Origin of the sequence: Lysinibacillus sp. PWR01, assembly GCF_043359455.1 — a bacterium.
GTDB classification, from domain to species: Bacteria; Bacillota; Bacilli; order Bacillales_A; family Planococcaceae; genus Lysinibacillus; species Lysinibacillus fusiformis_F.
In genome coordinates, this window is the sequence record NZ_JBHERJ010000051.1 from 1 (window position 1) to 25839 (window position 25839).

Here is a 25839-nt window from a genome sequence, read left to right on the forward strand (position 1 = left end):
CTCGCCTTGCCTAGAGGTCTTTCTCTCTTATTAGCATGATCTTATTTAAACATAAAAAAAGCCCTGTAGAGACCTCTCCACAGGGCTTTTCAATGAACGATTTAATTATTTTGCAATAGAACCGTCTTTTACTTTATTGTTATTAGCATCAACTAGGTTTGTTGATTTGAATTCAACTACAATGCTGTCTGTTAATGCATAGTCAGCTTTAGTTGTTACTGTAAGTTTACCACCAGCTACTGTAGCAGAAGCAAGTTCTACAGTTGAGCCTGCAATTTTAACAGTTACACCTGTTGGTGCAGCTTGGTCAGCAATGTTTTCAGAGAAGTCTACTGTAAATGTTTTGCTATCTACTGCAGTTACTTTAGTAGCAACAGGTACAATATTTTCTTTAAGTGTTACTTGCGTTGAAACTTTTCCACCTTTAAGAGTGTTACCTTTTGTATCTACTACATTGCTAGCTTCAAGTACATAATTACCATTAGCTGTGATAGAACCTTCAGGTAAAGTGAATCTTACTTTTTTAGTACCATCTACAAATTGAAGTTGCGTACCAGCAGGAAGCTCTTTTCCTCCTAGTTTGTAGTTAGCAGCAGTTGTTGCTGTTGCCGTTACATCTGCAGCATATTCAACAGTGAATACATTGTTATCTGTTACAACAACTGGAGTAGCTCGAAATACTAATGAATCTGTAGGTGTTTCTGGTGTAGCTTCAAACACGCCTGTTGTTACATTGAATGTCACTGTATCAGCAGTTACGTTGCCAGCTAAATCTGTCACTGCTTTAGCAGATAATTCGAATGTATAAGATGAATTGCTATCTAAATCAATGTCAACTTTTACAGTGTTTTTCTCTGCACCTTCAATTTTACCGTTACCATCTACATCGAAACCAGCATCTGCTTTTACTGCTGTTTCTTTTCCAGTAGTGTAAGCAATACCATTTTGCGTTTTAACTGTTAATGTTCCTTCTACTTTTACTGGTTCACTAAAAGTAAGGTATAGAGCATCAACATCAGTAGTAGCATTCACATCGTCAGCTACTAACATTTTTGTAGCTGCAGATACAAGTGTAGCAGGCGTTAAATCTTTTGAAAGGATAGCATTGAACTCAAATGCATCACCTGCATTACCAGCTAAATCTTTTTGTCCTTCTACTTTAATGTTTGTATTAATGAATGTAGCTGTACCTAAAGCAGATTTAGCATCAATAGTGAAAACAGTTTTATCCTCTGTATCTTTAATATCAGCATCTGTTAAATAGAATACAGTTGATCCTACTGTTACTTTTGCATATTCTTTCGTTTCAGCATCTGCATTAAGATTTTGTTTCATTAATTCTTCAGAGAAATCAAACGTAATTTCTGTACCATTCACAGCTGTAGAAACAGTTGGTTTTGAATTATCAACGTCTGCTTTCAAAACTGTGAAGTTTACTGCGATAGGATTTGCGATATTATTAGCGAAGTCAGTTGCACCAACAATGTCTACTTTGTAAGATTGTTCAGCTGTTAATCCAGTAATTGTTAATTTCTTACCAGATAAAGTATAGCGATCTTTTGAAAGTTCAGTACCATTTAAGCTGATTGTTCCTTCACTTTGTACAGGCTCATCGAAAGTGATCACTGCTGTAGTGCCTTTTGCTTCTACAGTATTCACGCTAACAGGCGTTGTATCTGCAAATGTGATTAATTTGTTGAACTCTTCAGTTAGAACTTTAGCATCTGCTTTTGTTTTAATTGGTTTTACAGTTACTTTACCATTTGTTAATTTTACTTCTTTATCAGTTGTTAACGTAACAGTCATTCCGTCTTCAGATACTACTGCGTTTGTGATTGCTACACCTTCAACAGCATATTTCGTTGTGATTGCAGCATCTTTTGCATCAACAGCTGTGTTGAACTTCACTTCAAGTTCCTTTGCATTAAGCCCTTTTACAGCTTCTACAGCTGGTGTTACTTCTTGAACTGCATCAATCGTACGTTTTACCATTGTAGCGAATTCTTCACGGCTAATTTTATCCTGTGGTGCTAATAATGAACCTTTACCATTGATTACGCCATTTTCTACAGCTGTTTCTAAGTAAGATACAGCCCATTTAGAAGCTTTAGAAGCATCTGCAAATTGGCTAAGATCTGCTTTACCTGTTAATTGGTAGCCTTGAACGATAACTTTCGCAGCTTGTTCTCTTGTTAATTGAGCTTTAGGCTCAAATTTACCATTGCCCATACCATCAAATAATTCTGGTGAAGTTGCAAGTACTGCGTTGTAGAACCAGTCATTTTCATTAACATCAGAAAAATCTTCTGTGCCAGTAGCTTTTAAATCTAATGCTTTTGATAAAATTTCAGCAGCTTCTGCACGTGTAAGTGTACCAGCTGGGTTGAAGTTTCCTTTTTCATCGCCTTGGATGAAGCCTTTGTCAGTTAAAAATTGTACAGCTTCTTTTGCCCAAGATGAAATGCTAGCTGCATCTTGAAATTCAGCAGCTGATGCTACCGGTACGATTGCTGATGCTACAAGTGCTGCTGTAGCAGTAGTTGCGAAAAATTTACGACCTTTGTTTTGTTTTGTCATTTTATATTCCTCCAGAATTTTAATAAATTATATTATTCTGTGAGAACAATATTATCGCATTATTTAATTTTTAAAATATGTATAAATTGTTCTCGCAAATAATAATTACAACCAATTATAGGGAAAGCAAACTTCTAAATTTTCCAAGATTAAATATCCCAATGAAACTGTAATTTGCTTTACAAGACAATAATATAACTAGATTACCAATAAATAAACGCTAAAAATAAGGTAATTTTAATACAGTATTGGTTATATAGGTAATCTTTTCATAGAAAATTTCTATAATATAGAAAAAACAGTTGAAATGGTGATAAAATGCATCTTATTTATGGAATTTTACTGAAACATACTTTTCACTTGAATGTGTTATATTACTTTCTTGATATAATAGAGGACACAAAATTAAAGCGATAATGTGAGTTAATTGGTAAAATTAACTTTAGGCATTGTGATCGTTACGTGCCCTAAACACTAACTTGCTAAATGGATTTGATTGCTATTAGTAGAAGGGGTGGATAAAAATAGATATTAGAAAAATGCGCTATTTCATAATGGTGGCAGAGGAATTGAATTTTAGTCGAGCAGCAGAGCGTCTTAGAATGGCACAGCCTCCCCTAAGCCAAGAAATTCGTAAATTAGAAGAAGAATTGGGTGTTCAACTTTTTCATCGAACAAAAAGAATGGTTGAACTAACAGACGCTGGGGAAATTTTTTTACAAGGAGCTAAACAAACACTTTTTCAATTAGATAAAGCGATAAAAGAAACACAACTTGCAGCTGAAGGGAAAATAGGGTGCTTAATAATCGGTTTTGTCGATTCTACAGAAATTGTTATAGAAGTTCTTAATAAATTTAGAGAACGCTTTCCTAAAATCCACCTTACATTACGTGAAATGACAACAGAGCAGCAATTGAAAGCACTTTATGAGAAACAAATTCATATTGGATTTATTCGTTCTGAGCAAAACAACGAGATATTAGCTTCTGAAGTTTGTTCTGAAGAATCCTTAAGATTGGTTTTACATCAAGATCATCCTTTGGCCACATTGCCCGAAATTTCACTTCAATTAATAAAGGAAGAACCATTCATTATGTTTCCGCGTCATTTAGGACCCAATTTTTATGATTTAATTATTAGTTATTTTTGGGATCATGGGGTAAGTTTGAATGTTGTTCAAGAAGCTGTTCAAATGCAAACGATTGTTAATTTAGTAGCTACAGGAATGGGCATTTCTGTTGTACCTTCATCGGTGGAAAGTTATCAACGTCCTGGCGTTATCTATAAAAAAATCAAAGAGACTACACCAACAGTAAATTTATATGTAGGATGGAGACAAAATGAAATATCTCCAGCAATAGCTCATTTCTTAACAGCCGTTAGAGAGGTTTATTCCTTTTCTCAACTTCACTACCAAAAATAAAAACCCACCCTAAATAGGATGGGGAAAAATAGCAGTTATATATATTTCTAGATAAGTCACTTGCAAAGCTTAACCTGTTTTACTCGGATCGTATTCTATAAGACCTTCTAATACTTCGTCAATCTGATTCATTATTGCAGGTTCCAGTTTGACACCAGAAGCTAATGCATTCTCTCTTACCTGTTCTGGGCTTGAAGCACCTATAATAGCTGAAGAGACTTGTTGGTTTTGTAGTACCCACGCCAATGAAAGTTGAGCAAGCGAAAGATCAATCTCTTGTGCAATGGGTTTGAGCTTCTGTATAGCAGAGAGCACATTGTCATCCATCCAACGTTGTGCGAGTTTATCAAAAAATGGTTTGCCTGCAGCAGAATTGGCACGGGATTGAGTTGGCACTGGTTTTTGTGGTAGATATTTCCCGGTAAGTACACCTTGTGCTAAAGGCGACCATACTACTTGCCCAAGTCCCTCCCGTTGACAGGTTGGGATCACATCCGTTTCGATAACTCTCCACAGCATAGAATACTGGGGTTGGCTAGCGATGAACGGAATATTTAATTGTCGTGCAAGTGCTGCACCACGAGTGATTTGTTCTGCTGTCCATTCACTTACGCCAATGTATAGCACCTTTCCTTGTCTTACAAGGTCTGCGAAAGCTAACATCGTTTCTTCAAGAGGAGTCGTTGGGTCAAATCTGTGTGCATAATAAACATCAATATAATCGGTCTGTAACCGTCGCAAAGAGGCATGACAGTTTTCTAGAATATGTTTTCGTGATAATCCCTTATCGTTTTGCCCCTTCCCAGTCGGATGGCACACTTTTGTACATAGCTCAATGCTCTCACGTCGTATACCTTGTAAAGATCGACCAAGTATTTCTTCAGCTTTCGTGTCAGAATAAACATCAGCCGTATCGAATGTTGTGATACCGACATCCAGTGCTGCATGAACACATGCATTTGCAGTATCCTCATCTACTTTACCACCATGATTTATCCAGTTTCCATAGGCAATCTTGCTAACTGATAAACCACTATTGCCAAGTTTACTAAACTCCATTGTAGATCCTCCTTTTATACGTGATATCTTTATTATAAAGATCCTGTTTTCATATGAATAATATATTATTCGTAATGAATTAATATAAAAAAAATATATAAGGATACAGTATGATGACGGTTATCATGTGCACTAGCTATACGTTCTCTCTAAGAGGCTGAAGGAGACCGTTTAAATAATATAAACGGTCTCCTCCATTTTATAAGCTCAGTAGTATTTACTGTTGGTTATTCAGCCTCAATATCGATTGTATTTACTGCAACTTTAGGCTCTACCAGCATAATATGGCATTCCTTTTCTGCAAAAGGCATGTGTTCAGCTCCTCCAGGCACAATAAACATCTCCCCTTTGGATATTTTCACCTGGCCATCGCGAAAAGCAATGAACATCTCTCCTTCGAGCACAATAAATACCTTATCAGCACCTTGATGCTCATGCCAAATAAAGTCACCAGCAATCTTAACCACTTTGAATTGAAAATCGTGTATTTCACCAAGGACTTTCGGTGACCAAAGCTCTTTTAATTCAGATAGTTCCACACTTATATTGATAACTTGATCTTGCATATTCATCTCTCCTTATTTACTTTTTGGAAAAGGTGCTTCCTATTATTCGTCCTTTTGCAAGGCTTCTGTTATATTTTGCAAAGCGTATTCGATAGCTAATGGACCTCCTGTAATAGCGGAAGTATCCATCAAATGAATATTACCTTTTTTTACGGCATTCATATTATTCCAGACATTGCTTTGATTCAACTCACTCATTAAAGTTTCCTTTTTTGTAATGTCACCGATAAGGAAAATATGGTCTGCTTGAATAGTTGAGATTCCTTCAAATGCAGCGAATTGATTATTATTCCCCTTAAATGTATCATCTGGTGTTAGACCCAAGCCCTTTTCTTTATCAAAAGCAAGTGTATAAACAGGGTTCTCTTCACCAAGAACATTAAAAGTTTTTCCATCCCAAGACAAAATAAGGGCAACAGACTCTCCTTGAATGGACTTTAATGCTTCACGTCCTGTTGAGATATCTTTCATCATTTTATCAATTACTTTTTCCGCCTCATCGTCTTTTCCGATAATCTCGGCTACTGTACGAAGTCCATATTGCCAGTCTTCGTAGATGTCCTGAGATTTCAACGTAATGACTGGGGCGATTTTTTCTAGTGATTCATACAACTTTTCGTGATGTTCTGTTGCTAAAATATAATCAGGGCCAATCGATAGGGTTTTTTCAATACTAGGAGACAATTTATCACCTAATTCTTCTGTTGAATCTAGCTTCCCTTTTAAATAAGACAAAGAAGATAGATAGTCTTTATCAGTAGAAGCTGCAGGAGGCTCACCTAATGCAACTAAAATTTCAGGGTAAAAATACCATAAAGAAGCCACTTTTTCTGGTTTTTTCTCGATCACAAATTCTTTCCCTAAGGCATCCTTAATGGTTCTCGGCCAATCTGTTGCTTCTATACTAACTGATGATGAAGATGTGTCTTCTGTAGTTAACTCCTTATTTTCAGCAGGCGATTTATTACAACCTCCCAATATAACTGCTAGTACTAGCATTGAAAATAACAGTCCTTTTATCTTTTGCATCCGAAATTCCTCCAACATATGATCTCTGATATATCCTTAGTATAGTAAAGTCATTTTTGGAGGAGAATGGATGCTTGTTGAACTTAGCATGGATTATTGATGAATTTTTCTCGATATTCAGTGGGAGAGATACCAACTTGCTTCTTAAATACTCTACTAAAATAAAAAGGGTCAGCAATTCCAACCGTTTCCGCAATTTGTTGTACAGGCACATCACTTGTAAACAGTATTTTTTGCGCCCTGTTTATTCGATAGTTTAATAAATATTCTGCTGGTCCCATCCCTGCATGTTTTCGAAATATATAAGATAGTCGATTTCGATTAACGTTATATTGTTCGGCAAGCGAGTTAATGGAAAGGCTTTGATAATAGTTTTCATGAATATAAGTAGTTACCTGTTCGAATAGAGTGTGGGATTCACAGCTATTTTGCCTATTAACAACACATAATAAGGCTTCATTGAGTACATCGCGAAATAGCATTTCTGTCTGAAACTTTGAAATGCCTCCACGCTGATTATATACATGCCATAGACGCATAATTAATTCGATTAGACGAGGAGATTGTCCTATTGGTAATTCAAAATGCTGATGAGAAAAGCTTGTCTCTGCTAATTCTGTGTTCCATATCCTATACAGGACAAGAATATATTCCCAATTTGTATCTCCAAAATTTTTTTGATTTAGTTTCATTTTTGCACCCCCATGCACCACTTTTCCTGGCGAAAAGATATAAGGCGTGCCATTAAATTGAAATTCTATTTTTCCTGTAAGGGGAAAAACAAATCCAGGAAAAGAATCTGTATGGTCAGCGTGAGGCACACCTGTATTTCTAGCATATCGATATATTCCCTCTACTTGAAAAGGCGTGCGTGCTAAATGCTCTGCTAGCTGATTTACGTCGATATTCATCTTGTATACCTCATTTCAATAATAGTTTGCTTGTAATACCAGGATTTGTCCTACGGTAAATAGCACATACCTTTCAATAAGTTACTGCTTCAGCCAAAAGACATTAAAGTGTAGGATCGATTTTCAAGGCGTGGTCCTCGGTCGTTGGATTGACCTATAGTTTTCATCTATTTATACCAAAAATGTGAAAAGGTAGGGATGACGGCTCTCGCCTATCCCCACCTTATCGATAACGATTATCATTGTCAATTAAAATTAGAGCCTCTTAATCTACGCGTGAAAAGCTGGATACTAATCCCTTTTAAAAGATTCTCTGAAAGGTCAGTCAACCGCACTCATTTCACATTTTTCACTTCTCTATCTTTTGACCTCTTAATTCCTTGCAAATCCTCTCTATTTCTTGTGAAAAGGATTTTACTTGGAAGGCTTCTGAAAACCTTTGATCCTCAGATACAGCTACTACTTGTAGCAGTTTTTCTTCATATGTTTGTACAAAATGATCAAGCGTTGGACTCTTTGACTTCAGGGCCTTAGCAATCCCTTGAATGATTTTTACACGATAGTAGTCCTCTTTTGGCATTCTCGGAATATCCCATTCACCGTCGTGATTTTTAAAAACTTTTCTAATAGGAACTGCCGAAAAATCAAAATATCTTCCCTCTTGATTTGGCTTAGAAAATGGATCAATTAATAAGGATGCATAGCGAATGTAGAGAAGATATTCCTGGTGAATGGACTCAAGCTTATTAAAATTCTCTATGTCTTGTCTGGCTATACTTGCTGGCAGCAATGGATAATTATCATCTACCATAAACTTCAATAGATTTAGAGATTGAATATCGAATTGACTGACGATTGCCATCATTTCTTTCCAATAATTTAATAATTGATGAATCATTGTATAAGTAATGGGACCCTCCGGATAGAGTTTATACACATACTTTGTCATTGTCTTTTCATTAAAAATCGCTTGTAATGAAAAATCATTCATAAATAAAGGAGGATGCACGTACAAAGATATATTTCTTGTTTCTGCCTCAAGAGGAGATGCTACCTTTTTCAGACTAATCCCCAGATGATGAAATAGTTCAGTTAAAATTTCTAGTCTATCTGATTTCGAGTAAGTTGAACCAATATATACTTTTTTCTTCACACCTGTTGTGAATACCTCATTTGATGGAATTCCACCTATCCATCTCGTATCTCCATAATAGGTTGAAAAACTAATTACCTCTGCCTGAGGAGCTATATTCTTTAAGAAATTAGTTATTAAATGACTAGAACCAAATGTAGGGGAAACTAATATAAAACATCTAGCCTCCTTTAGCACTTTGGTATCGATTTGTGCGAGTACAGATAGATATGCATCTGTGGTAACACTAAGTATAACCGTATCCCAATTTCCACAAATTGTATCATAACCCTTAAAAAATGTATCAATTGTACATTCTCCCGCTACAGGCTGATGTTGTGTATTTTGTATAGATACCTTAAGTGCCAGGTGATGCTGAATGATAGCTTCGAAGAATAGATTGGAGCGTAAAGATTCTCGACCAGCAATAGCTACCTTACTGTTTAAAATTTTTTTGAAATTCACAGCTAATTGAATTACTGTTGGCCCTGTTCCTAGCAATAAAACATTGTTAAAATAAGCCATATTCCTCTCCTCATCTATAGTACTTTTTGATATAAAATAACATCAAATACACGTTGAGGGTGCATAACTTCTTCTATTATATGCCATTTGGTTTCGTCTACCCTCTGCATGGGATAATTAAAAAGAGACTTTAATCCATTTCCATAACGCATCGCAATCAGCACATCTTTATTTGTGACATCATATAGTTGATCTAATATGTCATATTTACAGCTAACAGTGGAACTAAATATGATATGGCTAATTTGATTAATCACTGCAAGTTCACCTACTGTCTTCTTTTCTATTTCAATGGATAAATGACTTCCTAAATTATTGACTACATGTTTTCCCAATTGAATCGCTTCATTATCAATATCAATCCCAAAAACGTCTGCGCCTGTTCGTTCCGCAATTCTTAATAAGGTTATAGGAAAAGGGCCAGATCCCACCAACAGCACCTTCGATTGACTGGTAATTTGAAAACCTCCAAATTCCTTTTCAATGCAATCTTCTATATTTCGAAAATAATCAGTGATCTCCTCTTTTTCACAGGTTACTAGTTGAGCTCGATATTTTTCCATGATTTGCACACAAACAGAAGCGTTATTTCTTAGATTCTCAACTAATGATACAATTTCGCTTGTTTGCTCTAAATTATCCCATAGTTTTTCATTGTCACGATTTATTATAAAAGATGAATAATTATCGATTATTCCACACAACTCTGAATAATCAACTAGTAGGTGATCATTGTGTTGATGGATAAATAACTTAAATTTTTTATCAAAGTAAAGTAATTTCTCAAAAAAATCATCTATATCCTTCACTTGCCTCACTCCTATGTTTAAGGATTAAAGTTCAATATATGCCAAACCTTTTCATACTATTTCATCACTTCCTTGGTTATGTAAATTATTAAAAATCTCTACGGAGCGAAGAATCTTGTAAAATAATTTATTTATCTACAAGATACGATCGTTATCTCGTTTCTTTACGCACCTTTTCTTTTCATACCAATGCTTTCAGAAGATTTTCTACGGTAGAATATCTAACACCTAAATAGGCAACTTAGTAAACCACTATGAACAAAATGTTCAAAATGAATGATTTACTCATATTATTTTTATTTCACAATACTTTCATTATATTGACCCTGCCAACTGAACAATCTATGATAATCCCTGTTAATGATTATCATTTTCATTTAAAGTAACGGAAAAGGAAGGTTAGAAGAATGCTAAGTTTTACTAAATTAAAGAATTTGAGTGGGCTATCGCTAATCCTGTTATTAGCAATAATGATGGTGTTAACTGGATGCAATGCTCCTCAAAATCATACAGACACAGAGAAAAAGGAACAAACTACTGGAGAAGCAAAAGAATCTAAAAGTAAAACAATTAAACATGAAATGGGAGAAACCGTACTTAAAAATACCCCTAAAAAGATTGTTACCTTAGAGTTATCTTTTGTTGATTCCCTAAATACATTAGATGTCAATCCGATAGGTATTGCCGATGACAATAAAAAAGATATGATCACAAAGCTAGTCGGCCATGACATAGACTATACATCTGTAGGAACTCGTGAACAGCCTAGCTTAGAGGTTATTAGCTCTTTACAACCGGATTTAATCATTGCAGATGCTGAGCGACACAGTGCTATTTATAAAGATTTACAGCAAATTGCTCCTACAATTGTTTTAAAGAGTCGCGAATCGACATATCAGGATAACTTAGACTCTTTTAAAATAATTGCCGAAGCATTAGATCAAAAAGAGGCTGCTGAAAAGAGATTAGGTGAACATAAAGAAATCATAAATGAAATTAATTCGAAACTGAGTCTTGATACAAATCTAACTGTTTTACCTGCAGTTGTACGAGACACATCATTTCAAGCGCATACTACTTCTTCTTATGATGGAGAATTACTTGAACAATTAGGTCTGAAGGTGGCAATTCAGGACGAACAACCTTATGTTGAAATGAGTTTGGAACAACTTGTGGAAATCAATCCAGATGTACTACTTTTAGCGAATAATGAAGGTAAGCTACTTACTGATGAGTGGAAGGAAAATCCTCTTTGGAAAGACTTAAAGGCAGTAAAAAATGACCAGATTTATAGTGTTGATAGAGATTTATGGACAAGATTCCGAGGAATTATTTCGGCAGAAGCTATTGCTAAAGACACGTTAGCAAAATTGAATGAAAAATAAAGTAAACAAAAGAGAAGTAAGTAAGATACCCTACTTACTTCTTTTTCTAGTAAATCTTATATTTTGTAAGAAAGTGTGTTGTAGTTAATGGAATCTATAGTTAAAGCTAAAGTAAAAATATATAGTACAGCAATAACTGCAATCGTTTTATTGATGTTAGGAATTATCATTAGTGTTTCTGTAGGGATAGCAGATATTGATCTAGTAATGATATTGAAATCTTTTTTCGAGATAAATCCATCAAAGGAACAGTTAATTATACAAACCCTTCGATTGCCTCGAGCTATCATCGGAGCATTAGTCGGTGCAAATTTAGCCGTAGCCGGTGCTCTTATGCAGGCCATTACTCGAAACTCATTAGCCTCCCCTCAAGTATTTGGTGTGAATGCGGGGGCTTCATTCTTTATTGTCACTGCTTTTGCTCTCTTTCCTTCCCTCTCTTCCCCATCTCTCGTTTTCTCTGCATTTATCGGGGCAGCAGTTGGAGGAATAACAGTCTATTCCTTTGCATCTGGAGGAGGAATGACACATGTAAAACTAGCATTAGCTGGAATTGCCGTACACTTCCTTTTATCCTCTTTAACACAAGGAATCATTATTTTTAGTGAGCAAGCAAAGGATGTTCTGTATTGGCTAGTAGGATCAATTAACGGAAAATCATGGACACATGTTATGATCATTCTTCCCTGGTCTATTTCAGGACTATTCATTGCCTTATTACTTTCAAGGTCTATTTCGATTCTTGTCCTAGGAGAAAGTACTGCTCAAGGGCTTGGGCAACAAGTAAATCGTATCCGTATGCTAGCTGGAATCCTAGTCATTATTTTGGCTGGCTCTTCTGTAGCGGTCGCAGGTCCGATAGGCTTTGTTGGATTAATTATTCCTCATATTGTTAGAAGATTAGTGGGAGGAGATTATAAAAGAATCATTCCATTCTCTGCACTATTTGGAGCTTTACTTTTAGTTTACGCAGATATTCTCGCTCGATTTATCGCTTATCCTTTTGAATCGCCCGTTGGTATTGTGACAGCTATTATTGGGGCACCATTCTTCCTTTATTTAGCAAAGAAAGGAAGGAATATTAAGCAATGAAAAATAAACAAAAATTTATGCTACAACGCAATGTTCATCCTAATCTTATTCTTCTAGTGCTTTTAATAATCATCCTCATTTTATCTATTATAAGTCTAGGCTTAGGAGCCATTTACATTACACCGTCAGAAATCATTCAAAATTTAATTGGAGAAGGAACATCAAGTCAAAAATTTATATTAAGCAATTATCGGATTCCTCGTATTATAATCGCTATCATCGTAGGATCTGGATTAGCAACCGCTGGAGCGATTTTGCAAGGAATCCTCCGTAACCCATTGGCATCTCCTGATGTAATCGGCGTTACGAAAGGAGCCGGATTAGCAGCCGTTATCATTATCGTTCTATTTCCAGCGTCACCCATTATTTATCTTCCCCTTGCGGCTTTTATAGGAGCAGCTATCATTGCTGTCATTCTAATGCTGTTTGTTTATAAAAAAGGGGCTCAACCAAATACACTCGCTTTAGTAGGAATAGCTCTAGGTGCAATATGTCAAGCAGGGATAGAGTATTTTATGATTAAGTTTCCAGATGATGTAAGTGCGACTCTTTTATGGTTGACGGGCAGTCTATGGGCAAGAGGATGGGATCAAGTATATATCCTGCTTCCATGCCTCATTCTTATCCCCCTACTAATTGGATTAACTTCTAAATTAGATATTCTAAGCCTTGGTGATGATATAGCTACTGGTCTCGGTGAACGCTCAAAATTCCTGCGCTATATTTTACTAGGTGTTTCAGTTGTGTTAATTGGCGTATGTGTAGCGACAGTGGGTTCTATTGGATTTATCGGTTTAATCGCTCCTCATATTGCCAGAAGAATTGTAGGATCTAAATTTAAAGTGCTACTTCCTGCTTCCGCTCTCTTTGGTGCTATTCTTCTATTAGTTGCTGATAGCCTGGGTAGAGGTCTCTTCCCTCCAATAGAAATACCTGCTGGAATTATTACAGCAGTGATTGGTGCACCCTATTTTTTATATTTATTACGTTCTGAACGAAAAAAGACATAAGAAGGTGAGCATTTATGACAACATTATCAGCAGAGCATCTTTCTCTCTCCTATGGATCATCTCAAATCCTTGATAATATAAATTTAGTCGTTCCTGAAGGTAAGATTAGCGTTATTATTGGGGCTAATGGCTGTGGAAAATCTACTATTTTGCGTTCCTTAGCTAGATTATTAACACCTCAAGAAGGAATGGTTTATTTAGATGGTAAGGCGATTCAGCAGCAGTCGTCCAAAGAAGTTGCTAAGAAATTGGCTATTTTACCTCAAGGTCCAGAAGCTCCAGAAGATATAACGGTTAAAGACCTATGTTATTATGGTAGACATCCACACAAAGGTCTATTGTCTAGACAAACGCTGGAAGATGATGCAATTGTAAACCGCGCATTATTAGCAACTAAAATGACTGATTTTGTGGATCGTACATTGGATGAGCTATCTGGAGGACAAAGGCAAAGAGCATGGATTTCAATGGCTTTAGCACAAGACACAGATCTACTATTATTAGATGAACCAACAACCTATTTAGATTTGGCGCATCAAATTGAGATACTAGAATTACTACGTGATTTAAATATTACTCACGGACGAACAATTGTCATGGTTTTACATGATCTAAATCAAGCAGCACAATATGCGGATCATCTCATTAGCATTGTTAAGGGGAAAATTTATCAAGAGGGGCCGCCTGAAAAAGTATTTACCAAGAGCATGATTAAGGATGTATTTGGATTAGATTGCTGTATTATTGAAAATCCAGTAGATCAAACACCACTTTGCATTCCTATCGGCTTATCATTAAGATAAAAAACACAAGGGACCACTACTGTTAAGTTGGAGTGGTCCCTTCATATTGTTGAAAAACAAAACCATCAATAGAATTTTTGTGAAAGGTGAAAATGGTTTCCGTTGTAGGCTACTTGCTTTCCTGTGGGCGAGCGCCGAGCCGCTTCCTCCGCTACCGCTCCGTGTAGGGGCTCGCCTGTCTCGCTATCCCACGGGAGTCAAGTAGCCTTCCACTCCAACCCACAAAAGTATTATCTTTTTAGCAAAGGTTTTCTAATAAAGTGAAGGTGTTCAAGACTCTTTATGGAGAGGTGTTGTCACGCATTACTTCTCCACATTGAAAATAAGAGTTTATCCCCTCTAAGAATACAGATAATGGGCGATTTGACCGCTATGCTACTATGAAAAAAAGTAAATACACTTTGCAGAATGCTTGATTGGAGTGGAGCGAGCGTGAGTGAGTGAAGCGGCACATCGAACGCCCCCTGGAAAGGACGCTGGCGGAACGGAAATCAACCCCTCACCTTGCAAAGTTTCTTTTCTGCCGTTGACATCATCTTTTTGCAACAACATGGGACCACTACATTAAAATTGTAGTGGTCCTTTTTTGTATTCCACACTTCGATGTTCGTTGAAATGTTGATATTTTATAATGGGTTCTGACAGTGAAAACATTTTGCGGGAGGAACTAAAAATGAAAATAATGAAACAAATGCCAAATACAAAAATGATAAATCCTAAAATATTATATTATGGATTTCCTGTAATTTTACTGAGTACATTAAATGAGGATGGAACTGTGAATATTAGCCCTTTATCTTCTTCTTGGGCATTAGGAGACTGTATTGTCTTAGGTATTGGCCTCGGTGGAAAAGCAATTGAAAATTTAGAGCGACATCCTGAATGTGTCCTGAATATTCCTGATCCCTCACTATGGGAGAACGTGGAACAGTTAGCTCCTTACACAGGAAAAAATCCAGTCCCAGATTTTAAGAAACAGATTGGCTTTACATATAGAAAAGAGAAATTTGATATTAGTGGTTTAACACCAATTGGGTCTACAACGGTTATTCCTACTCGAATTATGGAGTGTCCAATTCAAATCGAAGCTCAGGTAAAACATATTCGTATCCCAGATTATGCGCCTAGTTTTGCAATCGTCGAAACACAAACGATACATGTACATGCCCATGAAGATATAATTATAGAAGAAAATCATATTGATCCAAATAAATGGAGTCCCCTAATTTATAATTTTCGTCATTATTTTGGTCTGGGTAGCAAGCTTGGTAACAACTTCCGGTCAGAGATCTAGACATAGATAGTTATATTTATAAATACATCAAAAAGTTAAAAAAAGACCAGGTTCTCATTTGAGCGCCTGGTTATTTGTTTCGAGACTAGCATATAATTGGGGGCAAAATAATATACTTGCTGCTCTTACACACAAAATACTTCACTACTAAGCAATTTAGAAATGAAAAATTTTTCTCAGTACATTCACTTTTCCTCTTTCATAAATTCCCTAAAGTTTTCAACGATTTCTTTTGCTTTAGTACGATATAAATAATGATCCCCTTCAAATGTCATCACTTTTCCATGTATAGAATCTTCTATTTGTTTTTTATGCTCTGGTATCCACCTATCCGTTACTGGATGATTCGCTTGTATAAAGAAAATAACTGGAATATTTTTGGGAAATGATAAATTTTCAGCTGCTTTAAAATTTGCATACATCGTTTCAGCTTCATTTAATTGGCTAGTATTATACATGTTTTTATGCTTAAGAATTTTCATTTGTTCTTTTGTTTTTTCCTCATATGGTAGTACGGCATATGGGTCATCACTTAGCTTCACTTGCAATCTAGCTAAACCTGATTTTTTAAGTAGTTTTAAAGTAGTTATTATTGAAGACTCAATCTTTTTCTCGCTTATCGTTGGAACACTACTATCGAGCCCGACAAATGCACTCACTTCGTTTGGATATTTGTTCACATACTCCAATCCGTAAAGGCCTGAAATGGAGTGGCCCATTAGAATATAACGCTCAATATGAAGTCGCTGTAAAGCTTCATGTATTTCACTGACAATATTCTCTGTGCTTCGTTCTTTTTCAGTTAGATCACTTAATCCATATCCAAAAGGCTCAATAACAACAACCTTGTAAAAAGGAGATAATTCATCTACTAATAATTTAAAATCAAGTGCTGGTGCCGCTGTTCCATAACCAGGTAAGAGGACGACGGTTTCTTCCCCTTCTCCCTGAATGAAGACATTCATTTTTTTCCCATCTACGGTTACAGACTGACCATAAGTTTCTAGTTTTCCTTGCTCCATCTTGCTGCAGACAATATTAACAAGAAAGACAATTGCAAAAAAAGTAATATGGCTATAACTAAACCCACTATTATTTTACTTATAATGGTGATCGTTTTTTTCATTATATTGGCACGAGGGTTTAGAACGGCAAGCGATAGCCGTCTTCTCCTTTGTTCTCGTACCACACCTCCCTTTCGTTATCTCTTCTCCATATCAGTGTATCCTGGCTATTTTCGCAAACCGTTAAGGATAGCTTATACAATGAAGGTGTACTACCTATGACAACAATATGAACGGGGTATGAACAAAAAAAATAATACGACATGATCAATTACAGAAAGGACCCCATGATCCTTTTGTTATGGTATTGCTTAATTGACATAAAAAAAGGATCTTCAAATCGAAGACCCTTCAGACTGTAGACAAACTACTTTTGGAGAGTTCAGATGCTAAAAAATAGTTTATCTCTTGCTTTATAGCGAATTTATCCAACAACATTTATACGTCATGCTTTCTATGCTACAATTTTCTATACATGAGGAAGGATGGTGTCTTATGAAAATATCCGTTTATGTTGCAAGTGCATTTAGCAAGGATCATAAAGGCGGAAATAAAGCAGGAGTAGTATTTATTGAGAATACATTGACCACTACTCAAAAAATGGCAATAGCCAAACAACTGGGCTATGCGGAAACCGCATTTATATCAGAATCTGAAATAGCTGATTATAAATTTGAGTATTTTACACCAAAAGAGGAAGTTGATTTATGTGGTCATGCCACAATTGGCTCTTTCACGATACTGATGCATTTAAATAAACTTTTCAAGGATCGCTATACGATTGAAACAAACAGCGGTGTTCTTACTATTACGATAAAAGATGACATCATATTCATGGAACAAAACAAACCGAAATTTTATGATGTTATATCTCCAAACGAGTTTATCGATTGTATTGACATTAAAGCTATAGACAATAAATACCCGATTCAAATTGTCTCCACGGGCTTAAAAGATATTTTAATTCCTATAACAAGTGAAACACAATTACATGCACTGCAACCTAATTTTGAAAAAATTAAAGAAATCAGCAAGGATTATCATGTTGTCGGGATGCATCTATATACTTTTAATGATGATCGAATAATATGCAGAAATTTTGCTCCACTATACGACATCAATGAAGAAGCAGCGACTGGAACTTCAAACGGTGCATTAGCTTGCTACCTTTATGAACAGCACAACTTGCAAAAAGAAGTCTATGCATTTGAACAAGGCTATTCTTTACACTCGCCTTCCGAAATATTAGTTAAATTAGCAACCAATAGCAACCATAAAATAGAAAAAGTTTATGTTGGCGGCAAAGGCTATTACTGTGAAACTAAGTATTTAAATGTAGAAAATATGGAGTGAAAATAAAAAAACACCGCATAAAATCTCTCAACCTCAGACTGTAGACAAAGTATCTGATTATTCGATACTTTGTCTTAAATAGAACTTTTATTGTTCTTTATGATAAATTAACGATTATTTGGAACAGCTAAAGAATTTCTGGTCTTCACTATTCGAAGATGATTGGTAAAGAAAAAATGCACATGAAAATGGGTCTTACTTTTGCTTGTCTAAATATAAAAAACTTAGCAAACATCCTGAAATTAAGAGACCAAAAGGACTCTATTTTTTGCCTATTTCTGTATTTTAATTCAAAAATAGAGAAATAGATAAAAAAACAAACACATTTTTTAATTGAACAATGTGTTTGTCTTCATTCTGAAGGATCTTCAAATCGAAGATCCTTTTGCTACTTCTTTACTGGATTTTTTGTATTTAGTTTTGACGTTTCTTAACAATCCATCTTTTTCTAGTAATGTTGGTAAACTTATACCGATAACGATCGTTACGATACCTGCTATTTGCAAAGTTGTAACCGTTTCGCTTAGTAGGATAACTGATACCATCACCGCTATTGGCAATTCAACAGCACTCAATATGGATGACATACCTAATCCAACTTTAGGAACTGCAATCGTGAATAAGAAAACCGGTATAATCATGCCGAATAACCCTAATGCCAATCCGTAAATCCAAAGTCCTTCGTTAAACAAAGTACCATTCCAAATAATTTCTGGAGACTGAAAAACCGCCGTAATCGTGAAAGCAAAGAAAGAAACCAATACTAAACGGTTAGAAGTTGTCATACTTGCAGTTGCCTTTCCGTTCACATATAAAAATAAGGAATAACAAAGAGCAGCCGCCAACCCCCATAACCACCCTTGAAAAGGTATTTGAGATAAATCTACATCAATTATGCCAGCAGCTGGTATGGTTCCAGCTACCAATATAATTAAAGAGATGAATTCAATCCTGCTTGGGAATTGTCGTTTTGTGATACAAGATATCAACATGCCAATCCATGTAAATTGAAACAGTAGTACAACCGCCAAGGAAGCAGGCAAAAAGTTCAAAGAATGACCATATAAAATATTTGTTAACCCTGTTAAAACGCCTGCAAATACAAGGATTTTAACGCCTTTAAAGCTAAATTTCGATCTATTTGTAAGTAAGAAGATACATACTGCTATACAAAAGCCGATAAAAAACTGACTTGTAACGGCCTCGGAGACAGAAAAACCACTACGCATTGCCAGTTTTATAATAGTTGAAACGATACCAAAACTACTAGCTGCAATCACTACTAATAGGGGATAAAGATACATCTTGATTATTCACTTCCCTCTCAAAACTTGTATATAAATGAAATGTTGTTTATGATTTTGAGATGTCGAAAAAAATCATAATCTCCAATATATATCACTGATTGTTATTTTACAATCTTTTTTTCGTTAATAATGAATTCCCCAGTAGAAGAAAGTCTAATTTTAAAAATGACAAAAAAGCCAAACCCAGATATATCAAGGGTTTGGCTTTTATCCTCTATTTCATGAATAATCCAACCCTGTTAATCACAAAATAACAAAAAGTTACGGCCATTTCCCAGGTGGATTGTATATTTATATCTTTATACAGGGTTAAGATGGGTGTTCATTTTTAATATTATGCTTATGAGTTTCTAAGAAATTCTTATATTATCTTTGCCTTCTTTATTGAATTTATAACTAAATTGGTTTTACTTCTTTCGATTTATAAATACCAACGTTATATTATTAAACTTAAAGCTTGCACGTATTAAAAATAGCTGTTGATTTCTAGAAAACTTTTGTATACAATATTTATAATTTGATACGCAAACTCACACAAATTTGTGAGTGGCGGAATTTTGTAGAGTTTTTTCTCTGTTTCATTCGCCCGTCGTCTATAAATAGACGACGGGATTTTTATTTTTTGGAGGGATTTTTTGAATAAATTAAAGTTTTCTTTAGTGGTTTTATTGGGTGCCTGTAGCTATGGGGTCCTATCATCCATACTTAAAATTGGATTTTTAGATGGATTTTCTTTTCCTGAACTTTTAGGTGGACAATATATATTTGGCTGGTTTGGACTATTATTACTCGTTGTTACCTTTTCTCGTCATAAAGTATCCTTAAAAAATATATTATCATTGTTAGCAGTTGGGATAACAATGAGTTTAACTAGTATTTTTTATGGGCTTTCTGTAAAAGAACTACCTGCATCAATTGCAATTGTATTGTTATTTCAATTCACTTGGATGGGTGTCCTAATGGAAGCAATTGCTAATAAAACCTTGCCAAGCCGCGACAAAGTATTGTCCATTGCCATCTTATTTGTAGGAACGGTATTTGCTGGGGGTGTATTTGATGGAATAGGACAAGAATTATCAACAAAAGGAATCATCTTTGGGTTACTAGCAGCTATAACTTTTTCCATGTATATATTTGCAAGTGGACGTGTATCTACTGATGTTCCAATTTACTCAAAAAGCTTTCTGATGACAACAAGTGCAACCCTTTTTGTTTGCTTAACTTTTCCCCCAACATACTTGATTGATGGTACACTGCAGGCTGGATTATGGAAATATGCTTTAATTTTAGGTTTCTTTGGTGTTGTTATACCAGTCATTTGTTTTTCAATTGGTGTACCAAAGGTTGGGACGGGTTTAGGTACAATTTTAGGAGCTGTCGAACTCCCTACAGCAGTTATTGCTTCAATTACACTTGTCCATGAAGTCGTATCGCCTTTACAATGGATTGGGATTCTTTGTATTTTATTTGGAGTTTTCTTCCCTCAAATGTTCATAATACAAAAAGAGAAGAAACAAACTCGTTTTCATGAAAAAACTACACATTTTTAGGTAGGCTTCTAGAAATTGCTACAAACTAAATCGGCTTTTGATGTTTTCAAAAAGAATTTTATATTGAAAAATTTAGTAATACAGTGTTGTTTATTAAATTTTATTTTTGATAGGACGAGTTATGTTGCTACTTAACAAGTACTTGCACGTGCTATGAACTAGGAGTCATACTACAGACTCTAAATTCGTGCAAAAATTATTTAAATGGTTATTAGAACAAGGAGTAGCCTAATAAAGAGACATAAATTAATAATATCGAAACAAGGAATTCGACTCCTCCTGTCTTAGAAGACTACTAACATAATTTTACGGTTAACTAAGAACATAGATAGTCAACAATTAAAAGATTTGCTTGAATAAAAAAGATTCTTTTGATACAGCTTTAAGGGTACAAAGCAGCATCAAAAGAATCTTAATTTCTCTTTAATAAAAATCGGCAATGCGTTTAGCGTGACTCTTTTGGTGGTTGGCATACATCACATTTTCGTTGATTTTTATTTTTAAATTTCGTAAATGTTTTTTCAAAGTTACTACCACATGCACATTTAAATAGTAACTTTTGAGAAAAACCATGATATTCCGTCGTTAACAACTTACTTTCTGAATTGTTCTCAACAAATTTCTGAATTTCACCAATCGTCCAACGTTTATTCATTCTCTTACACCTCCATATTTGATCGTTCTGCGGAGGCTTTTCTTGGCATCCGTTATAAAAAAGATCTTAAGCGCCTCATTATAACATGAGCTGGCTAACAATTAAACAGATGTTTTACAAACCTGTGAGTACTGTTACGATTCGAGCGAGCCTCCCAGCACTTGGCATACCAAGGAACCTTGTAAGATTCAAAGCTTTTGAATCTGCTCTTTAATATCTACCTTACATAATCCTCCGTGGTAACAAACCACAGATTCAATGTCTAGGTCTACATATTTCTTTAAAGATTGTTGAGCAACCTCTATATCCAACGTGGTTGGAGCATGAATTCCCCCCAGTGCTCCGTTTACGCTATACATTGAATCACCAGCAACAAGCGTTTTACTTTGCTTCAAATATAAACTAATATGGCCAGGCGTATGTCCTGGCGTATGGATAACTCGTATCCCCCCACAATATGGTAATTCTTGACCGTCTTTCAAGGTCTCATCCACTTTCCCCATAGGTGGGTTCGCTATGTGCCCATCTTTCAAAAGTGGTAATTCTCCCTGAATATAAGGCTTATCTAATTCGTGCGCATAAACTTTTATATTACTTCCGCAATTTTGTAATATCTCTGGGAGGCTGCCTATATGATCTATATCCTGATGTGTCAAAATCACAAATTTTAGTTGATCCAACGACACGCCTACCTTCTCCATTGCTATGCATAAGTCTTCCATTTGACCTGAGCATCCAGTGTCAATTAAAACAGCCATCTCCTGATCCCATATAAGAGTTGGATGAATAATGGCTCCATTAAAATCAAGCTCCAGAATCTCTACTCCCTTAGAAACTTTCATAATTTTCTTCCCCTTTATAAGTAGATTTTATCATTCAATAATATGTTAATTTTTTACATCACGAAGAACAGTCCTCTTGCGCCAAAGGAACTCTCTCAAAGTTTCGAAATTGACTAGAATCGTTCCAACAATAATTATCAGAGTACCTATGCCTGTTAGCCACGAAATATATTCATGATAGAAGGTAACGCCTAATATAACGGCAATGACTGGTGATATATATAGCCATGTAGAAGGAAAAACAGGATTTGTCCGTGAAACAAGCCAATAATAAATACTATGACCGATCATTGAACCAAAAATAATTAAATAAAAAAGAGAGCCAATTGAAGCTGGGCTTAAAAGATAATGAAGCTGAATGTTCTCGGTAAAAAGTGACAAAATGATTAATAAAATCCCTCCATGCATCATTTGTGCTGCATTTAAAGCAATCGGGGATGTCGTTTCAAATTTTCGGATGACATGCTTCGTATAAATCGTTCCAGATGCGTAAAAAACTTCACCTAATAGAATGGCGAAACATCCAACCATCCAGAGGGGACTAATCTCAATTGAAAAACTAGGTAAGAGCAAGAACGTGACACCAATAACTCCGACGACACAACCAATGAATGATTTCCGATTTCCTTTTTGCTTCAAAAGGAATGTCTGAATAACTATGATCATCATCGGACCTGTAGCAGATAAGATAGCTGCGATTCCAGATGTCACATACTGTTCTGCCCAGTATAACGTGGCAAACGTCCCAAAGGTTAAGCCCACTCCTGTAAAAAGCATCTCTTTCCGAAATAATAACCGGATTGTCGTTTTTTCTCTCCAAACCATAAAACTAAATAATAGCAAGCCAGCAATGAAAAATCGAAGGCCAGCTGATAAAAACGGAGGCACTCCTGCATCTACACCAATTTTAATCGCTAAAAATGTTGTCCCAAAAATCAAACACATAAAGAAATAATTAATCATTACCATATAAAACTCCTCCTCTTTTTCTATCATAAAAGAAGGAGGACAGAACAGATTGAAAAGGATAGAACAGATTAGATAGGTTCGTGGTACAATCGTTTTGAATAGGAGGAATCGATGTGGGCAAAGCAATTCAAAATGAAGATTATCTTTTTAAGAAAGTCTATGATGATGTACTGCACCGAATAGAGCGTAAAGAATGGAAAGAACATGAAAAGCTTCCCTCCGTTCGGCAATTAGCATCTGAAATGAATGTTCATCGACTAACGGTATTAAAGGCTTATCAATTACTGAAACAGCATGACAAAGTTTATGTAAAAGATAAAGCAGGCTATTTTGTCCAATCAAATGTAACGAAAAACCTTGAATATCTAGATCAGGACAACCCCATTGTTTCAGCATACGTAAAAAAAAATCATTTATCCGAAATCCATCAACCAGCTGTTTCCTATCATTTTTCTCAGGCATTGATTGATCCCAATCTTTTGCCTAATCATTATTTTTCAGATTACGTGAAGGAAGTGTTTGACCTTCACCCCAAAGTACTGGCAACCTACTCAACTGTACAAGGTGATTTAGAGTTGCGTGAAACACTCACTCAGTATTTTATCAACCAGTATAAAACTCATCTCAGTGCAGATGATCTGTTAATAACGTCTGGCTCACAGCAAGCCATTCACTTAATCGCTCAAGCTTTTATTAAGCCAAGAGACGTCGTTTTATTTGAACGTCCAAGCTATAGTGCAGCGATTGATATTTTTAGAGCACAGGGGGCACAGATTGTAACGATTGATATCCATCCTGAGGGCTACGATTTAGAACAGGTTGAATACTATATTAAGCAATATAAGCCACGCCTATTTTATCTCAACCCCACATTCCATAACCCAACAGGTTATACTGTTCCTGTTGAGCAGCGTAAACGATTAGTAGAATTAGCTGAACACTATCGATTTTTATTAATAGAAGACGATGCCTATCACGACATCTATTTTGATGAAGCCCCGCCACCACCAATTTACACATATGATAGTGCTGGGACAGTCATTTATATCCGAAGTTTTTGCAAATATATCTCTCCTGGTTTGAGAATAGCGACTGTTATTTGTCCATCATCATTAATGAACTCACTACTAACAGAAAAATCGTTAGCTGATAATGGCTCACCACTTCTCAATCAAAAAATTTTTCTCCATTACTTTTCCTCACTAAGGTTGCAGCAGCACTTGGAGAAAATTCGGATTGCTTTACAGATCCGAAAAGAAATCATGGAGGAAGAGTTAGCAGTAACAGGTTGGCGATGGATCAGCCCAAAAGGCGGTCTGAATTTATGGGTGCAGCTCCCCGATAAACTTCCAACTGAATTATTATTATCCAAAAGTATCAAACAATCGATATCCTTTGTGCCAGGTCAAATTTGTGATCCATTAAAACAACTATCTTCCTGGATACGTTTGAGCTATTCTTATGCAAATGAAAAACAGCTAAGAGAAGGGGTACAAAGGTTGGTTGCAGTGGCGCAATCGGTTTCTAAGTGATCGGACTAGCAATTTAATTTCATCTATAAACGGTGGTTTTCACAGCTTTATCAACCATTTCAATTATTTCGTTCAGAGCTGCCACGAATCGAAAAAAGCAGTGGACACAGCAATAATACGCTACCACATCCACTAACATATTCAGCTGTCAATTTGAATAATATGAAAAAAAGTTATACATCTAGCTCCTATCTCTACAAAATAATTGCAACGAAGGACAGCAAAAGATTGTTCTAGGTGAAGAGCACAAATGTACCAAGGAATGATAAGAGTGCCTTCAGATTTGATGAAGCCACATTGACTCTCATATTCCCGCGAAATAGTGGTCCAATTTAAAGCTGCCTCCTTTAAGAAAAGTTATTTTATTATTAAAAAGCGCGATTTAGAGAAATTTCTATTCTCATAACATCCCTGTAGAATGATAGAATGTTTTTATACAGTGATAGAAGGAGGAGAACGATTCATTGTCTGATCAAAATGAGAACTCATTAGATAAGGGAAAACAGCCTGATCCGAAAATCAAAGTAGAAAGAAAAGAGGGAGAACCTACTGCTGCTTTCAAAGGGGCTTCCTGGGCTGCATTGTTAGTAGGTGTTACTGCTTATTTTATAGGCTTGTTTAATGCAACGATGCAACTAAACGAGAAAGGATATTACTTAGCTGTTTTAGTATTTGGACTCTATTCAGCAATATCTTTACAAAAAGCAGTAAGAGATAAAGAAGAGGGAATACCTGTCACGAATATTTATTATGGTATTAGTTGGGTTGCACTTATTGTATCTATTTCATTAATGGGCATTGGGTTATATAATGCTGGCAGTATTGTTTTAAGCGAAAAAGGGTTTTATGGTATGTCATTTGTTCTTAGTTTATTTGCATCCATCACGGTTCAAAAGAATATTAGAGACACACAGAGAGCAAGAGAAAGAGAATAGGTTATATTACTGAAAG

The 25839-nt window shown here is 35.7% G+C and carries 21 protein-coding genes and 2 pseudogenes; 11 read left to right on the plus strand and 12 right to left on the minus strand.

The features are described 5' to 3' along the window. Positions 1–105: 105 nt before the first annotated feature. Positions 106–2577, minus strand: coding sequence for an S-layer homology domain-containing protein (locus ACEVFT_RS09680; protein WP_393949443.1), 2472 nt, complete (start codon positions 2575–2577; stop codon positions 106–108). 524 nt (positions 2578–3101) lie between these two features. Between ACEVFT_RS09680 and ACEVFT_RS09685 the strand changes: the two genes are divergently transcribed. Beyond that, complete coding sequence (locus ACEVFT_RS09685) at positions 3102–4001, plus strand: LysR family transcriptional regulator (protein WP_393949578.1); 900 nt, start codon at positions 3102–3104, stop codon at positions 3999–4001. A gap of 69 nt (positions 4002–4070) precedes the next feature. On the opposite strand, the gene ACEVFT_RS09690 is transcribed toward ACEVFT_RS09685, so the two are convergent. The 6 genes from ACEVFT_RS09690 to ACEVFT_RS09715 all read right to left on the minus strand — a co-directional run bounded on the left by ACEVFT_RS09690 (position 4071) and on the right by ACEVFT_RS09715 (position 10032). Beyond that, complete coding sequence (locus ACEVFT_RS09690; protein WP_205442260.1) at positions 4071–5060, minus strand: aldo/keto reductase family protein; 990 nt, start codon at positions 5058–5060, stop codon at positions 4071–4073. 227 nt (positions 5061–5287) lie between these two features. Next, positions 5288–5626, minus strand: a complete 339-nt coding sequence (locus tag ACEVFT_RS09695) for a cupin domain-containing protein (RefSeq protein WP_393949447.1) — start codon at positions 5624–5626, stop codon at positions 5288–5290. A gap of 42 nt (positions 5627–5668) precedes the next feature. After that, a complete protein-coding gene (locus tag ACEVFT_RS09700; RefSeq protein ID WP_393949448.1) occupies positions 5669–6655 on the minus strand; it encodes an ABC transporter substrate-binding protein in 987 nt (328 codons plus the stop codon). 83 nt (positions 6656–6738) lie between these two features. After that, entirely contained in the window at positions 6739–7566 is an 828-nt protein-coding gene (locus ACEVFT_RS09705) for a helix-turn-helix transcriptional regulator (protein WP_393949450.1), read from the minus strand. A gap of 349 nt (positions 7567–7915) precedes the next feature. Further along, positions 7916–9223: an opine metallophore biosynthesis dehydrogenase gene (locus ACEVFT_RS09710; RefSeq protein ID WP_393949452.1), complete on the minus strand. Its 1308-nt coding sequence runs from the start codon at positions 9221–9223 to the stop codon at positions 7916–7918. Between the two features lie 14 nt (positions 9224–9237). Next, positions 9238–10032 carry a nicotianamine synthase family protein gene (locus ACEVFT_RS09715; protein WP_393949453.1) on the minus strand — a complete coding sequence of 265 codons (795 nt, stop codon included), beginning with the start codon at positions 10030–10032 and terminating at the stop codon, positions 9238–9240. A 407-nt stretch (positions 10033–10439) separates the two neighbouring features. Here ACEVFT_RS09715 and ACEVFT_RS09720 point away from each other — a divergent pair, with 407 nt between their 5' ends. From ACEVFT_RS09720 to ACEVFT_RS09740, 5 genes are all read left to right on the plus strand, one after another. Further along, positions 10440–11417 carry an ABC transporter substrate-binding protein gene (locus ACEVFT_RS09720; RefSeq protein ID WP_205442251.1) on the plus strand — a complete coding sequence of 326 codons (978 nt, stop codon included), beginning with the start codon at positions 10440–10442 and terminating at the stop codon, positions 11415–11417. An 87-nt stretch (positions 11418–11504) separates the two neighbouring features. Next, complete coding sequence (locus tag ACEVFT_RS09725; protein ID WP_393949455.1) at positions 11505–12509, plus strand: FecCD family ABC transporter permease; 1005 nt, start codon at positions 11505–11507, stop codon at positions 12507–12509. Beyond that, the gene (locus ACEVFT_RS09730) at positions 12506–13519 is read left to right on the plus strand and encodes a FecCD family ABC transporter permease (RefSeq protein WP_393949457.1); all 1014 of its coding nucleotides are present in this window, start codon (positions 12506–12508) and stop codon (positions 13517–13519) included. Before ACEVFT_RS09725 ends, ACEVFT_RS09730 begins: the two co-directional genes overlap by 4 nt. 14 nt (positions 13520–13533) lie before the next feature. Next, complete coding sequence (locus tag ACEVFT_RS09735) at positions 13534–14322, plus strand: ABC transporter ATP-binding protein (RefSeq protein WP_393949460.1); 789 nt, start codon at positions 13534–13536, stop codon at positions 14320–14322. Between the two features lie 673 nt (positions 14323–14995). After that, entirely contained in the window at positions 14996–15616 is a 621-nt protein-coding gene (locus tag ACEVFT_RS09740) for a flavin reductase family protein (protein WP_393949462.1), read from the plus strand. A gap of 185 nt (positions 15617–15801) precedes the next feature. Here ACEVFT_RS09740 and ACEVFT_RS09745 read toward each other — a convergent pair. Further along, positions 15802–16742 (minus strand): annotated as a pseudogene (locus tag ACEVFT_RS09745) (alpha/beta fold hydrolase). Positions 16743–17175: 433 nt separating this feature from the next. Between ACEVFT_RS09745 and ACEVFT_RS09750 the strand changes: the two are divergent. Further along, positions 17176–18033 (plus strand): PhzF family phenazine biosynthesis protein, encoded by an 858-nt coding sequence (locus ACEVFT_RS09750; protein WP_393949465.1) that lies wholly within the window; start codon positions 17176–17178, stop codon positions 18031–18033. A 111-nt stretch (positions 18034–18144) separates the two neighbouring features. Further along, positions 18145–18341, plus strand: a pseudogene (locus tag ACEVFT_RS09755) (IS5/IS1182 family transposase); the annotation flags it as partial. Between the two features lie 60 nt (positions 18342–18401). Here ACEVFT_RS09755 and ACEVFT_RS09760 read toward each other — a convergent pair. Further along, positions 18402–19337 carry an EamA family transporter gene (locus ACEVFT_RS09760; protein WP_342442937.1) on the minus strand — a complete coding sequence of 312 codons (936 nt, stop codon included), beginning with the start codon at positions 19335–19337 and terminating at the stop codon, positions 18402–18404. Positions 19338–19975: 638 nt separating this feature from the next. On the opposite strand from ACEVFT_RS09760, the gene ACEVFT_RS09765 reads away from it, so the two are divergent. Further along, entirely contained in the window at positions 19976–20890 is a 915-nt protein-coding gene (locus ACEVFT_RS09765) for an EamA family transporter (protein ID WP_393949466.1), read from the plus strand. Between the two features lie 445 nt (positions 20891–21335). On the opposite strand, the gene ACEVFT_RS09770 is transcribed toward ACEVFT_RS09765, so the two are convergent. The 3 genes from ACEVFT_RS09770 to ACEVFT_RS09780 all read right to left on the minus strand — a co-directional run bounded on the left by ACEVFT_RS09770 (position 21336) and on the right by ACEVFT_RS09780 (position 23356). Beyond that, on the minus strand, positions 21336–21545 hold the full coding sequence (locus ACEVFT_RS09770) for a hypothetical protein (protein ID WP_205442243.1): 210 nt from the start codon (positions 21543–21545) through the stop codon (positions 21336–21338). A gap of 188 nt (positions 21546–21733) precedes the next feature. After that, entirely contained in the window at positions 21734–22387 is a 654-nt protein-coding gene (locus ACEVFT_RS09775) for an MBL fold metallo-hydrolase (protein ID WP_393949467.1), read from the minus strand. A 45-nt stretch (positions 22388–22432) separates the two neighbouring features. After that, a complete protein-coding gene (locus ACEVFT_RS09780; RefSeq protein WP_393949468.1) occupies positions 22433–23356 on the minus strand; it encodes a DMT family transporter in 924 nt (307 codons plus the stop codon). Positions 23357–23469: 113 nt separating this feature from the next. On the opposite strand from ACEVFT_RS09780, the gene ACEVFT_RS09785 reads away from it, so the two are divergent. Continuing rightward, positions 23470–24888: an aminotransferase-like domain-containing protein gene (locus tag ACEVFT_RS09785; protein WP_393949469.1), complete on the plus strand. Its 1419-nt coding sequence runs from the start codon at positions 23470–23472 to the stop codon at positions 24886–24888. A gap of 464 nt (positions 24889–25352) precedes the next feature. Then, positions 25353–25823, plus strand: a complete 471-nt coding sequence (yiaA, locus tag ACEVFT_RS09790; protein WP_205442238.1) for an inner membrane protein YiaA — start codon at positions 25353–25355, stop codon at positions 25821–25823. The last annotated feature ends 16 nt before the right edge of the window (positions 25824–25839 follow it).